This window comes from Bacillus sp. AFS098217 (assembly GCF_002551815.1).
Taxonomy (GTDB): Bacteria; Bacillota; Bacilli; order Bacillales; family Bacillaceae_G; genus Bacillus_A.
In genome coordinates this window covers 25,696-40,307 of record NZ_NVPR01000046.1, presented here as the reverse complement: position 1 = coordinate 40,307, position 14,612 = coordinate 25,696, and the positions used below count along the sequence as shown (strand labels likewise).

Sequence of the window (14,612 nt, the reverse complement as noted above, 5' to 3'; positions counted from 1 at the left end):
GAAATTGAAAAAAATATTGTTAGGGGCTGTTGCGTGTATCATTATTGGAGTGATTGGTATATCGCAAACATATACAAAAACAGTAGCTACAGTGGAAAAGGGAGACATGGAAAAGGTTATTAAAAATGAAGCAATTAAGAATGTAGAAATTGCTTTGGACGCTGGAGATGTTACGATTCAGAAAGGGAATGATTCCTCTTTTTATGTAAAACAGTCAGGTAATTTGGAAAACCAAAAAGTTACTATTGATGAAAAAGACGATACATTAAAGGTGCAAGGAAAAGTGAAAAAAGGAATTTCATTTGATTTTTCATTTTTATCTTTTGGGTTTAAAACGCCTGAAATAACGGTTGTTATTCCAGAACGAGCATATCAAGAATTAAAGGTGAATTCATCTGCAGGGAAAATAGAAGTGAGTGATATAAAAAGTGATTATGTAAACGTTTCGACGCTTGGTGGGGACGTAGAATTAGAGAAAATAACGGCAAAAAAGGTCGAAGGGTCTTCTGAAGCTGGTGAAATAAAAGTAAAGCAAGTAAGCGGGAAAGTTGTAGCGAAAACAACAGGTGGAGATGTGGATGTTATTGATCATGACTCTAAATACGATGTGGAAGCAAGTTCAACTGCTGGAGATATTAATATTCGTTTACTCGAGAAGCCTCAAGATGCGACTGTCAGTGGAAAGACTTATGCAGGGGAAGTGAGAATTTTTAAGGAAGAAGATAGGGATATAACGCTTGGAAATGGTAGTGTGAAAATTAATGGGAAAACGTCTGCTGGAGACGTTACAATTGAAGTGAATTAAAAAAATAGACCAGAGAAGGTCTATTTTTTTAATGTAAATCACGATATACGCCAATTACTTTCCCGATAACCGATACTTGTTTTAAAATGATAGGTTCAAGGGAAGAGTTTTCCGGTTGTAAGCGAAAATGATCCTTTTCCTTATAAAAACGTTTTACTGTTGCTTCGTTATCTTCTGTTAATGCAACCACAATCTCACCATTGTATGCAGAATGCTGCTGGCGAACAACCACTAAATCTCCATCGAAGATACCTGCTTCAATCATACTATCTCCAGAAATTCGTAACATAAAAACTTGATCTGCTCCAGCAACGATGCTTGCAGGAAGTGGGAAGTGTTCTTCTACACTTTCAACGGCTGTAATCGGTAAACCAGCTGTAACTTTTCCGACAATTGGTACTTGAACAACTGATTGTGTGTTTGTGTTAATTCTTTCGTCTCCCAAGATTTCAATGGCTCTTGGTTTTGTTGGATCACGTCGAATATAACCTTTCTCTTCTAGACGTGATAAATGTCCGTGCACTGTAGAACTAGAAGCAAGGCCGACTGCTTGACCAATTTCACGTACGGAAGGTGGATAACCTTTTTCTTGTACTTTTAGTTTAATGAAGTCGAGAATGTCTTGCTGGCGCTTTGTTAACTTTTCCATGTTTTTTAACACCTCGTTTTCTTTTAATTTTCTTATTAATAAGTATAACACGCGAAAAAATATTCTACAAACATAAGTTCGAACAGAATCTGAATTTATGCTAAACTAATAGAAAAATCAAAATGAGGAAGAGGGTTTCAAAATGAATGCAATCATTTATGCTCGTGTAAGTACAACAAAAGAAGCGCAGGAAACATCGTTAGCACGTCAAAAAGATGAATTGTTGCATTTAGCTGATCGGTATCAAATGAATGTTATCAAGGTAATTGAGGAGCAGGCGAGCGGCTATACAATTGAGCGTGATGGTATATTAGAGGTACTAGATATCATTCGGGATGAACAGGTTGATGTACTACTTATTCAAGATGAAACACGTCTTGGTAGAGGGAATGCAAAGATTGCTTTAATGCACTGTTTACATAAAGAAGGAGTAAAAGTGTACACACATACGCATAATGGTGAATTACAGCTTTCAGATTCTGATTCAATGGTACTCAATATTATTGGCATAGTAGAAGAATATCAGAGAAAAATTCATAATTTAAAGATTAAACGTGGTATGCAAAGAGCGGTAGAAAAAGGATTTCGCCCAGAAAAAAATCTAAAAAATCGTCATTTAAGTACAGGGCGTGAGAAAAAAGAAGTACCAATTGAAGAGATTGTACGGTTGCGCCGAAATGAATTAACATTTGAAGAAATTGCTGCGACACTTCGTGGCTTTGGGCATGATGTATCAAAAGCTACGGTACACCGCAGATACGTGGAGTATACGAAGCAATTGCTTGATAAACAGGACTAACTATTGTATGATAATAATCAGTTTTAAGTAGAAAGGGGATTCGAGATGCTAAGTCACGAACTCATTGAACGTATTAACTTCTTAGCGAAAAAAGCAAAAGCTGAAGGTTTAACTGAAGAAGAACAACGTGAGCGCCAATCGCTCCGTGAACAATATTTAAAAGGATTTCGTCAAAATATGCTAAACGAATTAAAAGGAATTAAAGTCGTTAACGAAGAGGGGAAAGATATTACCCCGTCGAAATTAAAAGCACTAAAGAAGCAAGATAATGAAAAATTAAATTAAAAGATGGGCAGAGCCCATCTTTTTTGATTTTAATAGAAACATTGGTTATTTGATAACTTTCCAATTCTGGTTAGTTGTCGCTTCAATTGTTCCTCGTTCTAATATGTAATTCGCAATAAGTTCGGACATATCAATGGGTACATCTTTTACGATGGGCTTATTTTGATACATAAAATAATTTCCTCCCCCACTTGCACGATAATTATTCATGACTACATCATATTCTTGATCAAATTGAATAGGGGTCCCGTCGTATTGTAAGGAAACCACTCTTTCACCAACTGGTTTTGAAATGTCTAATATGTAGGAAATTCCTTCCCACATATCGTAATTATAATGCTGCGGTTTTGGCTCAATATAAGCCGGGTTTACAATAATTTCCCCATCTGTATGCAACGTGAAATATTCAGCAGATAGTTCAAGAGCTTCTTTTATATCTTTCCCTGTAACACGTATGACCCTTAATGTATTTGGATAAATATAATTTGAAACAATATCTCTCATTGTAATATGTTTTGGAAAGCCAGAAGATTCATTATGAAACAGGCTTGTACAAGAAATGTTGACTCCAGCTACTTCCATTTGTACTTTATTTATAAATTCGATAAAGGGATGATCTTGTAAACGTACTTGCATTGCATCATGAATTCGCATGTCACCAATGATGGTGCCGATTGGCTGATCGAGCCATTTTTGTGTCTGGCTTTCATAGCTAGATACAAGTTCAAGCACTTCTTCGTCTGCTTGAACACCTTGTGCAGATAACAGTTCTGAATGACATTTCTTGATTATCCACCGATTGTTATTTTGTTCTAACTCCACTTGAACTTTCCCTAATGAATGGCCATTACATCCAGTTTGTAAAATTGTTACACCGTTTACTTTTGTATTAGAAATATAGCGGTGTTGGTGTCCAGTTAATAATATATCGATTCCTTCTATTTCTTGGCACATTGCATATCCTTGATTTTCTCCTGTTAAAATTTCCGTCGGTTCTCCAGTTTGTAAATCACGTTCAAAACCACCGTGATATGCTACGACTAATAAGTCTGGTTGCTCGTGTTTACGAATGTGAGAAACCCATTTTTTTGTTGTTTCTAACGCATCTTCAAATAGTAAATCTTTAATATGATGCGGCAACTCCCAATTCGGAATGTAATGCGTTGTAACTCCCAAGATAGCGATTTTTATAGTAGGTTGTATATGTTTAATGATATATGGTTTCCCAAAGTAAGGTTTTTTTGTCTGCTTATTTAAAATATTTGCGGATAGATAGGGCATAGTTGAATCTGATACCGCTTTGTTTAATACATCCATTCCATAATTAAACTCGTGATTTCCAATAATGGCTGCATCATAACTGATGTGATTGGCGAGTAGAGTCATTGGATTGTTTTTATGTTGCTCATATGTAGCGTAGTGATAAGTGAATGGAGTTCCTTGAATGAAATCACCATTGTCGATTACAATTACATGTTCACATTGGGAACGCTCTTGTTTGATACGGGTTGCTATTTTTGCTAACCCTATTTCTGCTGTTTCGTTATTTTGATAGTGCAGTGGATAAACAGTACCGTGTACATCGCTTGTTAATAGAAGATTTATGTGTACAGTATCATGTTGGTTCAAAAGTATCATCCCCGTTCAAAATTATCTAATACTAATCATAACAGATAATATTGAATGGGGATGTGTAGAATGTTTAGAATGTTTAGAATGTGTAAATATTCTGTAAATAAACTCCCGTATGGAAAAATCTATGTTATATTTCTACATGTTTACGGCTTGTCATTTTATAACTTAAAAAATTGGAGGCTTTGATATGTTCAAAAAGGTTTTCGCAATGGGAGTAACAGCTGTACTAGCGGTCGGTTTATTGAGTGGTTGTGGAGCAAAAGAATCAAGTGCAAGTAAAGATGAAGATACGAAAAAAGGGTATGTGCCCAAAACATTAAATGTTCAGTTCGTTCCTTCACAAAATGCTGATACGTTAGAGGCAAAAGCAAAACCATTAGAAAAATTGTTAAGTGATAAGCTTAATATTCCTGTAAAGGTCAGTGTTTCAACAAATTACAATACAATTGTAGAAGCGATGGCATCTAAGCAAGTGGATGTGGGCTTTCTGCCACCGACTGCATATGTGTTAGCACATGAAAAGAAAGCGGCGAATGTAATATTACAGGCGCAACGCTTTGGGGTAGATGATTCGACAGGAGAGCCTACAAAAGATTTAGTGGACTTTTATAAATCTGAGTTTGTCGTAAAGAAAGATTCCAATATTAATAGTATTAACGATTTAAAAGGTAAAAAAATCGGATATCAAGATGTAACATCTTCTGCAGGATATGTGTGGCCAGCGGCAGTGTTAATGAAAGAGGGCATTGATCCGTTAAAAGATGTGAAACCTGTTACATTAAAAGGCCATGACCAATCTATTATTGCACTTTTAAACGGTGATGTTGATGCGGCGGTTGTATTCCAAGATGCTCGTAATATTGTTAAAAAAGATTATCCAGATGTATTTGATAAGACTAAAATTGTGAAGTTCACAGAAAAAATTCCAAATGATACGATTTCTGTACGTTCTGATTTAGATGCTGAATGGAGTAAAAAATTACAAGATGCGTTTATTGAAATTGGAAAGAGTGAAGAAGGTCATAAAATTATTAAAGAGGTATATTCACATGAAGGATATGTGAAATCTGATGATAGTAAATTTGATATCGTTCGTGACTACGGAAAGAAAGTAAAAACGCAGTAATCCATAGGAGAGTTTTGAATGATAATGAAAAATGGCTAACTAGCTGAAATGTTATTCAGTTTCAGTTAGTTAGCCGTTTTTCGGTTTCTTATAACATTTAGAAAGTAGGTAAGATGTGTGATAGAATTTCAAAACGTTTCTAAAGTATATCCGAATGGTACAAAAGGTTTGCGCAATATTAATATGAAGATACATAAAGGTGAATTTGTTGTAATGGTTGGTTTATCCGGAGCTGGAAAATCAACACTTCTTCGATCTATTAATAGGCTTCATGAAATTACAGAAGGAGAAATTGTAATTGATGGACAATCGATTACAGCTGCAACAGGAAAAGGATTACGGCGTCTTCGCCGCGATATTGGCATGATCTTTCAAAGTTTTAACCTTGTAAAGAGGTCTACTGTATTAAAGAATGTATTAGCTGGACGTGTTGGATATCATTCTACACTGCGTACAACACTAGGACTTTTTCCGAAACAGGACGTAGAGCTTGCATTTCGGGCACTAGAACGTGTGAATATTTTAGAAAAAGCATATACGAGGGCTGATGAATTATCAGGAGGTCAACAGCAACGTGTTTCAATTGCGAGAGCATTAGCACAGGAAGCGAAAATCATTTTAGCAGATGAACCAGTTGCTTCTTTAGATCCACTTACTACGAAACAAGTGATGGATGATTTAAAGCAAATCAACCAGGAATTTGGGATTACGACAATTGTAAACTTACATTCTATTGATTTGGCAAGGGAATATGCAACGCGTATCATTGGATTGCATGCAGGGGAAATAGTGTTTGATGGACCGGTAGAAGAAGCAACTGACGAGAAATTTGCTGAAATTTATGGTCGTTCTGCTCAAAAACATGAATTCTTAGGAGTGGCGGTTAAATGAGTGAGCTAACAATAAATACGAAAACAATACCAAAGCCCTCGAGCAAACTGAAGCATTTGTTAACTTTTATTCTTATCATTTTATTATTTTGGGGAAGTAGTATACAAGTGGAGGCATCATTTTCAAAGCTTGTAACAGGTTTGCCAAATATGTTGGATTTGCTTAGAGAAATGGTGCCTCCAGATTGGAGTTATTTTAAGACAATTACCCCTGCCATTTTGGATACGATTCGAATGGCTATCATCGGAACAACTTTAGGGGCAATTCTGGCTATTCCACTTGCTTTATTAGCGGCCAATAATGTGTTTTCAACTCCTATTTTGTATGGTCCGGCTCGATTTATTTTAAATTTTATTCGGACGATACCAGATCTATTATTAGCAGCGATTTTTGTTGCAATTTTTGGAATTGGTCCACTTCCAGGTATTTTAGCTCTTACGTTTTTTTCAGTTGGACTGATTGCAAAATTATTATATGAAACGATTGAATCAATTGATTCAGGTCCATTAGAAGCGATGACAGCTGTAGGGGCGAATAAAGTGCAGTGGATCGTATATGGAGTGATTCCACAAGTAATGGCGCATTTTGTTTCTTATGTATTATATACATTTGAAGTAAACGTACGTGCAGCGGCTGTTTTAGGTTTAGTCGGGGCAGGTGGGATCGGATTATACTATGATCGCACACTTGGATTTTTACAATATCAACAAACCGCTTCTATTATTATCTATACGCTTGTTGTTGTATTGATGATTGATTATATAAGTACAGTATTACGGGAGAAATTATGATGAGTAAACCGACAATAATTGTGCCAAAACCGAAGAAACTAAGTTTATATCGCTGGATTATTCTTATTGCACTTGCGGTCTTATATGTATGGGCATTTTCAGGAGTGCCTGTTGAGGGAATAAAGGACACAGCTGGACAAATTACTAAGGCGATTATGACTGGGATAGTAAATCCAGATTGGGCATATGTATCTTCACCAGATGGTGAGGATTTGTTGCACGGTTTAATTGATACGCTAGCAATTGCTATATTAGGGACATTTGTATCTGCTTTTTTGTCCATACCATTTGCATTTTGGGCGGCGGCAAATATGAGTACAGGAAAAGTAACATCGTCAGCAGGGAAATTTGTGCTCAGTTTTATTCGTACGTTTCCTGAATTAGTTATGGCTCTTCTATTTATAAAAGCAGTGGGTCCTGGTTCTTTTGCAGGTGTGTTAGCTTTAGGATTGCATTCAATTGGTATGTTAGGGAAATTGTATTCTGAAGGAATTGAAAATATAGAGAAAGGTCCTACTGAGGCACTTGTTGCTACTGGAGCAAACCGTTTTCAAGTACTTTGGTATGCAGTATTGCCGCAAGTATTACCGGACTTTTTATCTTATACGCTCTATCGATTTGAAATTAATGTTCGCTCTGCCACAATTTTAGGTGTTATCGGGGCAGGGGGAATTGGTACACCACTTATTTTTGCATTAAGCTCTCGAAATTGGCCCCGTGTAGGAATCATTTTACTTGGGATTATTATGATGGTTATTATCATTGATTTTATTTCCAGTTCAATTCGAAAACGGGTTGTATAAAATAAAACTTTTTGGCTTGTTTATAAGGATATGGAGTGTCAGTAATAGTAATAAATGAAGATGTAGTTAATTCCTTTTATTACCAAAATAAAAACAGTGAAAAAGTATGGCGGATTGAATACCCATACATGTTGGAAATCAAAGCTTTGTCACAAAAAAATCAAAAAACATCAACATATTTGTCGATACATGTTGTATAATCTTGCGTGGGAAGCTATCATATAAATGTGTAAAACGTTTACTAATATAAGCGAAGGGAAGAATAGCATGTCACATTCAATCGAACAACTTTCTATCAACACGATTCGCACATTATCCATTGATGCGATTGAAAAAGCAAACTCTGGTCATCCAGGAATGCCAATGGGTGCAGCACCAATGGCCTATACATTATGGACACAATTTATGAAACATAATCCAAATAACCCAACGTGGTTTAACCGCGATCGTTTCGTATTATCTGCAGGTCATGGTTCAATGTTATTATACAGCCTACTTCATCTATCTGGTTACGACGTAACAATGGACGATTTAAAGAACTTCCGTCAATGGGGAAGTAAAACTCCAGGACATCCTGAGTATGGTCATACTGCAGGTGTAGATGCAACAACTGGTCCACTTGGACAAGGTATTTCAACAGCTGTTGGTATGGCAATGGCTGAAAGACATTTAGCAGCGAAGTATAACCGCGATGCTTACAATGTAGTTGATCACTACACATACGCAATTTGTGGTGATGGCGATTTAATGGAAGGCGTTTCTGCTGAAGCATCTTCGTTAGCTGCACACTTAGGATTAGGTCGACTTGTTGTGTTATACGATTCTAATGATATTTCATTAGATGGTGATTTAAATCGTTCATTCTCTGAAAGTGTAGAAGATCGTTATAAAGCATACGGTTGGCAAGTAATCCGTGTTGAGGATGGAAACGATGTGGAAACGATTGCGAAAGCAATTGAGGAAGCGAAAGCTGACGAAAAACGCCCAACGCTAATTGAAGTAAGAACAACAATTGGTTTCGGTTCTCCAAATAAATCAGGAAAATCTGCTTCACACGGTTCTCCACTTGGCGTAGACGAAACAAAATTAACAAAAGAAGCATATGCTTGGACTGCTGAGCAAGACTTCCATGTAGCAGAAGAAGTATATGATAACTTCCGTAAAACAGTACAAGATGTTGGTGAAACTGCGCAAGCAGAGTGGAACACTATGTTAGGTGAATATGCACAAGCATATCCAGAATTAGCAAACGAACTGCAAGCAGCAATGAACGGTCAACTTCCAGAAGGTTGGGAGAAAAACTTACCAACTTATGAATTAGGATCAAAAGCAGCAACTCGTAATTCTTCAGGTGCTGTAATTAATGCAATTGCAGAGTCTGTACCATCATTCTTCGGTGGATCTGCTGACCTTGCTGGTTCTAACAAAACATACATGAATAACGAAAAAGACTTTACAAGAGATGATTACAGCGGTAAAAACATTTGGTACGGTGTACGTGAGTTCGCAATGGGAGCAGCAATGAACGGTATTGCACTTCATGGCGGTTTAAAAACTTACGGTGGTACGTTCTTCGTATTCTCTGACTACTTACGTCCAGCAATTCGTCTTGCAGCGTTAATGCAATTGCCTGTAACATATGTGTTTACACATGACAGCATCGCTGTTGGTGAAGATGGTCCAACGCATGAACCAGTTGAACATTTAGCAGCGCTTCGTGCAATGCCGAATGTATCTGTTATTCGTCCTGCTGATGGTAACGAATCTGTTGCAGCTTGGAAATTAGCGTTAGAATCTACAAAAACACCAACTGCATTAGTCTTAACTCGTCAAGATCTTCCAACATTAGAAGGTGCAAAAGACGATACTTATGAAAAAGTAGCAAAAGGTGCATATGTCGTTTCTGCAAGCAAGAAAGAAACAGCTGATGTAATTTTACTTGCAGCTGGTTCTGAAGTAAGCTTAGCAATTGAAGCGCAAAAAGCATTAGCGGCAGATGGTGTTGATGCAACTGTTGTCAGCATGCCATCTATGGATCGCTTTGAAGCACAATCTGCTGAGTACAAAGAATCTGTATTACCAAAAGCAGTAACAAAACGTTTCGCAATCGAAATGGGTGCTACATTCGGATGGCACCGTTACGTTGGTCTTGAGGGAGATGTACTAGGTATCGATACATTCGGTGCTTCTGCTCCTGGTGAAAAGATCATGGAAGAGTATGGATTCACTGTAGAAAATGTTGTTCGCAAAGTAAAAGAAATGCTTTAATGATTTGTGAAAAATCTCTCCGGCATGGAGAGATTTTTCTATGTAAATGAGTTTATTCGACAGAAAAAGTTTTTTCTTTCTCCGTAGTCAGACAATCATTGCATATTTTCTTCTATATAATTTAGAGAAAAAGGTTGTCCAGATCGGGAGGGGAAAAATGAAAACATATGAATTGTATTTAATTCAAGAAGATATTGCGAAGACATACTTTGGTCGTGAATATTTGTTTTTCGATTTATTTGCTCGATTTTCAGAATCTGGTTCCCTTTCGGAAAAGAAAGTGTTATATAAGCAGATGAAGTATATTACGATGCCATTACAAGTAATGAAAATTCACCATAAATTAGAACAAGCTTTACGTAGGCTCGGGAAATATGATAGAACACATCATACACACATGCTTTATACTGGGGCAGAGTATGGAGAAATAACGGTAAAATCACAATATATTCAAATGAGCACATCTGGAAATGCTTCAATGGAAACGACTTTTTTTGAAGTACTCAGGAAATGTGAATTGACATTTTTAGCAATGGATTATGAAAATAAAAAGTATGGTTGGCTAAATCCTTTGAAACAAGTACGAACATATGTGTAAAAATGTCGAATACAATCTTGTCTTATTGAAAAGGTTTTAGTACACTGTAAGGTAGACAACATGAAGGAGGAAAATATATGTCAGTTTGGGTAGTTGTTCTAGTGGGCGTATTAGCACTAGTAGCAGGCGTGGCGTTAGGATTTTTCATCGCCCGCAAATATATGATGAATTACTTACAAAAAAATCCACCAATTAATGAACAAATGTTAAAAATGATGATGATGCAAATGGGACAAAAACCATCCCAAAAGAAAATCAATCAAATGATGAGCGCAATGAACAAACAACAAATGAAATAAGCGCTGAAGGGCACTCGATAAGAGTGCCCTTTCCTTTTGGGTAAATTAAATATTTAAAACTTTTAAAAATTCTGTATTTTTGGTAAACTGAAAACATCGCTCATTTTAGGGGAGGGGATATAATGAAAGTATTTTTTAATTTAGCTTGGTTTTTTAAACAAGAGAAACGGGCGTACATAACGGGCATTATTTTGTTGTTTGGTGTAGCACTTCTTGAACTTGTAGCACCCAAAGTAATTGGAATTGTTGTAGACGAAATTAACAATCAAACATTGACATCTGAAAAATTGTTAAAATGGGTTGTTCTTTTAGTTGTTGTCGGAATTACAATGTACATATTACGTTATATATGGCGTATTATGATTTTTGGATCTTCTTTGAAGCTTGCACGCCAATTACGAAAGAAGTTATATGAACATTTTACGAATATGAGTCCATCTTTTTATCAATCACATCGTACAGGTGATCTAATGGCGCATGCAACAAATGATATTCAAGCAATTCAACAAACTGCTGGATCGGGTGTATTAACACTTGTTGATTCGTTAGCTGTGGGTGGATGTGTACTGGTGGCTATGGGGTTTACTATTAGTTGGAAGTTAACGCTAGTAAGTTTAATTCCCATGCCGATTGTAGCAATTTCTACTAATTATTATGGTACTTTATTACACAGACGCTTCCATAAAGCACAACAAGCGTTTTCTGAAATCAATGATAAAGTACAAGAAAGTATGAGTGGAATGAAGGTCATTCGCTCGCTTGGTCAAGAAAAGGAAGATTTACAGGCGTTTCGAAAGAAGTCGGAAGATGTTGTACATAAAAATATGCTGGTAGCACGTATTGATTCTTTATTTGATCCAACAATTGCTCTTATTGTCGGTTTTTCGTTTTTAATTGCTGTTTGTTATGGATCGCTCTTAGTTGTACGCGGCGAATTAACAGTTGGTGAATTGATCACATTTACAACATACTTAGGGACGCTTGTTTGGCCGATGCTGGCGTTTGGATGGCTTTTTAATATCATGGAACGCGGACGCGCATCGTATGACCGCGTGGAAAAAATCCTATCACAGACTTCAGATGTTGTGAATAAAGAGGATGCAATACATAATGTGGCAAGCGGTGATATTTCGTTTGCAATTGATACGTTTTCTTATAAGAAAAATGAAACTCTTCATTTAGAGGACATTTATTTTACTTTGAAAAAGGGTGAAACATTAGGGGTTGTTGGACGGACAGGCGCAGGAAAAACAACGTTATTAAAATGTTTAATCAGGGAATATGATCATTTTAATGGGGGATTAAAAGTGGGGAATCAAGATATTCGTGATATGACGCTTCACGGTATTCGATCTGCTATTTCATATGTGCCGCAGGATCATTTTTTATTTTCAGCAAGTATAGGTGAAAATATTGCGTTTGGAAAGGTAGATGCTACATATAAAGAAATTACGCGTGCTGCTGATATCGCTTGTATCCACGATGATATTGTTCGGTTTCCGGAAGGATACGATACGGTAGTCGGGGAGAGAGGGGTTTCCTTATCAGGTGGACAAAAACAGCGGATTTCTATTGCACGTGCGTTATTAACGGATGCTGAAATTTTGATTTTAGATGATTGCTTATCCGCAGTTGATGCAAAGACAGAGGAAACAATTTTAACTGCTTTGAAACGAGAAAGGGCGCAAAAAACAACGATTATTACGGCGCATCGATTAAGTGCCATTCAACATGCAAACCTTATTCTTGTTGTTGAGGAGGGGGGAATTGTACAGCGAGGAACACATGAACAACTAATGGAACAAAATGGCTGGTATAAAGAGATGTATGAAAGTCAACAGTTAGAGGCGTTAGTTGAGAAAGGGGGCATATAATGACTGAGAAAAAAAGAAGTGATTTGTGGCGATTGCTGTCTTACATGAAACCATATAAAGGCTTATTATCACTGGCATTCTTATTTCTAGTTGGTGCAACTGTTACAGAAATGATGGGGCCGTTTTTAATTAAGCAGTTTCTTGATGAACATCTAGTTCCGCGTAACTTTGAACAGTCGGCACTTGTGACTTTATTTGTTGTATACATGATTGCTCATTTGTTAAAGGTTTTATTTACGTATTTAAATTTACTGTATTTCCAAAATATTGCGTTCAAAATTGTGCAAGATATGCGCGTTGAGGTGTATGAACATGTACAAAGGTTGTCACTAAGCTTTTTTGATCGTACACCAATTGGTACGCTTGTATCGCGTATAACAAATGATACAGAAGCGATTAAAGACTTCTATGTGAGTGTGTTATCAACATTTGTAAAAAATGTGGTGTTTTTAATTGGAATTTTAGTAGCGATGTTTTTACTAGATGTGAAACTTGCGTTGTTTTCCCTTTTATTAATTCCAATTATGTTGACCGTTATGGCGATGTATCGCCGAAAGAGCTCTATGTTTTATTTAGAGCTTCGTAATCAATTGAGTATTTTAAATGCAAAGCTAAATGAATCGATTCAAGGAATGAATATTGTGCAAGTGTTTCGCCAAGAGAAGCGGATGCGAAAAGAATTTGAAGAAGTAAATAATAAACATTACCGTGCTGGGCGCCGTACGTTAAAATTAGATGCATTATTTTTACGTCCAGCCACAGATCTTGTTCATATTGTAGCGATTGCATTAGTGCTTGCCTTATTTGGAATTGACGCTTTGAATAGTCCGGTTGAAGTTGGGGTGTTATATGCTTTTGTTAACTATATTGACCGTTTCTTCCAACCTGTAAATGAAATGATGATGAAACTATCTTTCTTCCAGCAAGCACTCGTTTCGTCATCTCGTGTCTTTCATTTGATGGATGAAAAAGACTTAGCACCTGTTCAACAAGGAAATGAAGAGCCGAAAGTACGTGAAGGTGAAATTGAATTTAAAGACGTTACCTTTTCCTATGATGGAAAACGTGATGTTTTGAAAAATGTATCTTTTCATGTAAAACCAGGGCAAACGATTGCTTTTGTTGGACATACTGGAAGCGGGAAAAGTACAATTATGAACTTATTGATGCGATTTTACAATATTAAAGCAGGGAATATTCTAATAGACGGTGTAAACTTAGAGAAATTTGAGGAGCAGGAAATTCGAAAAAGAATCGGTCTTGTGCTGCAAGATGCTTTTTTGTTTGCAGGAAATGTGAAACAAAATATTCGTATGTATAATGAAGGTATTACTGATGAAGAAATAGAAGAAGCGGCGCACTTTGTGCAGGCAAATACGTTTATTGAAAAGTTACCAGAGCGGTATGATACTGAAGTAGTAGAAAGAGGAGCTGCATTCTCAAGTGGACAACGTCAACTTATTGCTTTTGCGAGAACAATTGCGACAAATCCGAAAGTACTAGTATTAGACGAAGCGACAGCAAATATTGATACAGAAACAGAAGAAGCGATTCAAACAGCACTGCAGCGCATGAGAAAAGGGAGAACAACAATAGCAATTGCACACAGGTTGTCTACAATACAAGATGCCGATCAAATATTTGTTATGCATGAAGGAGAAATTGTAGAACGAGGAACACATCAAGAGTTACTTAGCAAACAAGGGTTATACTATAATATGTATTTACTTCAGAATAAAGGAAGCCTTCAAAAAGCCTTGTAATCAAGGCCTTTGAAGGCTTTTTTCTT

At 36.6% G+C, this 14,612-nt stretch carries 14 protein-coding genes; 12 read left to right on the top strand and 2 right to left on the bottom strand.

Going from position 1 to position 14,612, the window contains the following annotated elements; genetic code table 11:
- Positions 1-4 precede the first annotated feature (4 nt).
- The gene (locus tag COO03_RS13540; RefSeq protein ID WP_097897679.1) at positions 5-805 is read left to right on the top strand and encodes a DUF4097 family beta strand repeat-containing protein; all 801 of its coding nucleotides are present in this window, start codon (positions 5-7) and stop codon (positions 803-805) included.
- Between the two features lie 28 nt (positions 806-833).
- Here COO03_RS13540 and lexA read toward each other — a convergent pair whose 3' ends face one another.
- The gene (lexA, locus tag COO03_RS13535; RefSeq protein WP_141523256.1) at positions 834-1,454 is read right to left on the bottom strand and encodes a transcriptional repressor LexA; all 621 of its coding nucleotides are present in this window, start codon (positions 1,452-1,454) and stop codon (positions 834-836) included.
- Between the two features lie 142 nt (positions 1,455-1,596).
- On the opposite strand from lexA, the gene COO03_RS13530 reads away from it, so the two are divergent.
- Both COO03_RS13530 and COO03_RS13525 read left to right on the top strand, forming a co-directional pair.
- Positions 1,597-2,253: a YneB family resolvase-like protein gene (locus tag COO03_RS13530; RefSeq protein WP_097897678.1), complete on the top strand. Its 657-nt coding sequence runs from the start codon at positions 1,597-1,599 to the stop codon at positions 2,251-2,253.
- A gap of 45 nt (positions 2,254-2,298) precedes the next feature.
- On the top strand, positions 2,299-2,538 hold the full coding sequence (locus COO03_RS13525) for a DUF896 domain-containing protein (protein ID WP_097897677.1): 240 nt from the start codon (positions 2,299-2,301) through the stop codon (positions 2,536-2,538).
- 45 nt (positions 2,539-2,583) lie between these two features.
- Here COO03_RS13525 and COO03_RS13520 read toward each other — a convergent pair whose 3' ends face one another.
- The gene (locus tag COO03_RS13520; protein WP_373605251.1) at positions 2,584-4,176 is read right to left on the bottom strand and encodes a bifunctional metallophosphatase/5'-nucleotidase; all 1,593 of its coding nucleotides are present in this window, start codon (positions 4,174-4,176) and stop codon (positions 2,584-2,586) included.
- Positions 4,177-4,360: 184 nt separating this feature from the next.
- On the opposite strand from COO03_RS13520, the gene COO03_RS13515 reads away from it, so the two are divergent.
- The 9 genes from COO03_RS13515 to COO03_RS13475 all read left to right on the top strand — a co-directional run bounded on the left by COO03_RS13515 (position 4,361) and on the right by COO03_RS13475 (position 14,586).
- Positions 4,361-5,299 carry a phosphate/phosphite/phosphonate ABC transporter substrate-binding protein gene (locus COO03_RS13515; RefSeq protein WP_097897675.1) on the top strand — a complete coding sequence of 313 codons (939 nt, stop codon included), beginning with the start codon at positions 4,361-4,363 and terminating at the stop codon, positions 5,297-5,299.
- 117 nt (positions 5,300-5,416) lie between these two features.
- The gene (phnC, locus tag COO03_RS13510) at positions 5,417-6,190 is read left to right on the top strand and encodes a phosphonate ABC transporter ATP-binding protein (protein WP_097897674.1); all 774 of its coding nucleotides are present in this window, start codon (positions 5,417-5,419) and stop codon (positions 6,188-6,190) included.
- The gene (gene phnE / locus COO03_RS13505) at positions 6,187-6,981 is read left to right on the top strand and encodes a phosphonate ABC transporter, permease protein PhnE (RefSeq protein ID WP_097897673.1); all 795 of its coding nucleotides are present in this window, start codon (positions 6,187-6,189) and stop codon (positions 6,979-6,981) included. Before phnC ends, phnE (COO03_RS13505) begins: the two co-directional genes overlap by 4 nt.
- Positions 6,981-7,784, top strand: coding sequence for a phosphonate ABC transporter, permease protein PhnE (gene phnE / locus COO03_RS13500; RefSeq protein WP_097897672.1), 804 nt, complete (start codon positions 6,981-6,983; stop codon positions 7,782-7,784). The genes phnE (COO03_RS13505) and phnE (COO03_RS13500) overlap by 1 nt, the downstream gene beginning before the upstream one ends.
- A 267-nt stretch (positions 7,785-8,051) precedes the next feature.
- Positions 8,052-10,052 (top strand): transketolase, encoded by a 2,001-nt coding sequence (gene tkt, locus COO03_RS13495; protein ID WP_097897671.1) that lies wholly within the window; start codon positions 8,052-8,054, stop codon positions 10,050-10,052.
- Between the two features lie 157 nt (positions 10,053-10,209).
- The gene (gene sirA, locus COO03_RS13490; protein WP_097897670.1) at positions 10,210-10,650 is read left to right on the top strand and encodes a sporulation inhibitor of replication protein SirA; all 441 of its coding nucleotides are present in this window, start codon (positions 10,210-10,212) and stop codon (positions 10,648-10,650) included.
- A gap of 77 nt (positions 10,651-10,727) precedes the next feature.
- On the top strand, positions 10,728-10,949 hold the full coding sequence (locus COO03_RS13485; protein ID WP_097897669.1) for a YneF family protein: 222 nt from the start codon (positions 10,728-10,730) through the stop codon (positions 10,947-10,949).
- A gap of 122 nt (positions 10,950-11,071) precedes the next feature.
- On the top strand, positions 11,072-12,823 hold the full coding sequence (locus COO03_RS13480) for an ABC transporter transmembrane domain-containing protein (RefSeq protein ID WP_097897668.1): 1,752 nt from the start codon (positions 11,072-11,074) through the stop codon (positions 12,821-12,823).
- Positions 12,823-14,586, top strand: coding sequence for an ABC transporter ATP-binding protein (locus tag COO03_RS13475; protein WP_097897667.1), 1,764 nt, complete (start codon positions 12,823-12,825; stop codon positions 14,584-14,586). Before COO03_RS13480 ends, COO03_RS13475 begins: the two co-directional genes overlap by 1 nt.
- Positions 14,587-14,612: the final 26 nt, after the last annotated feature.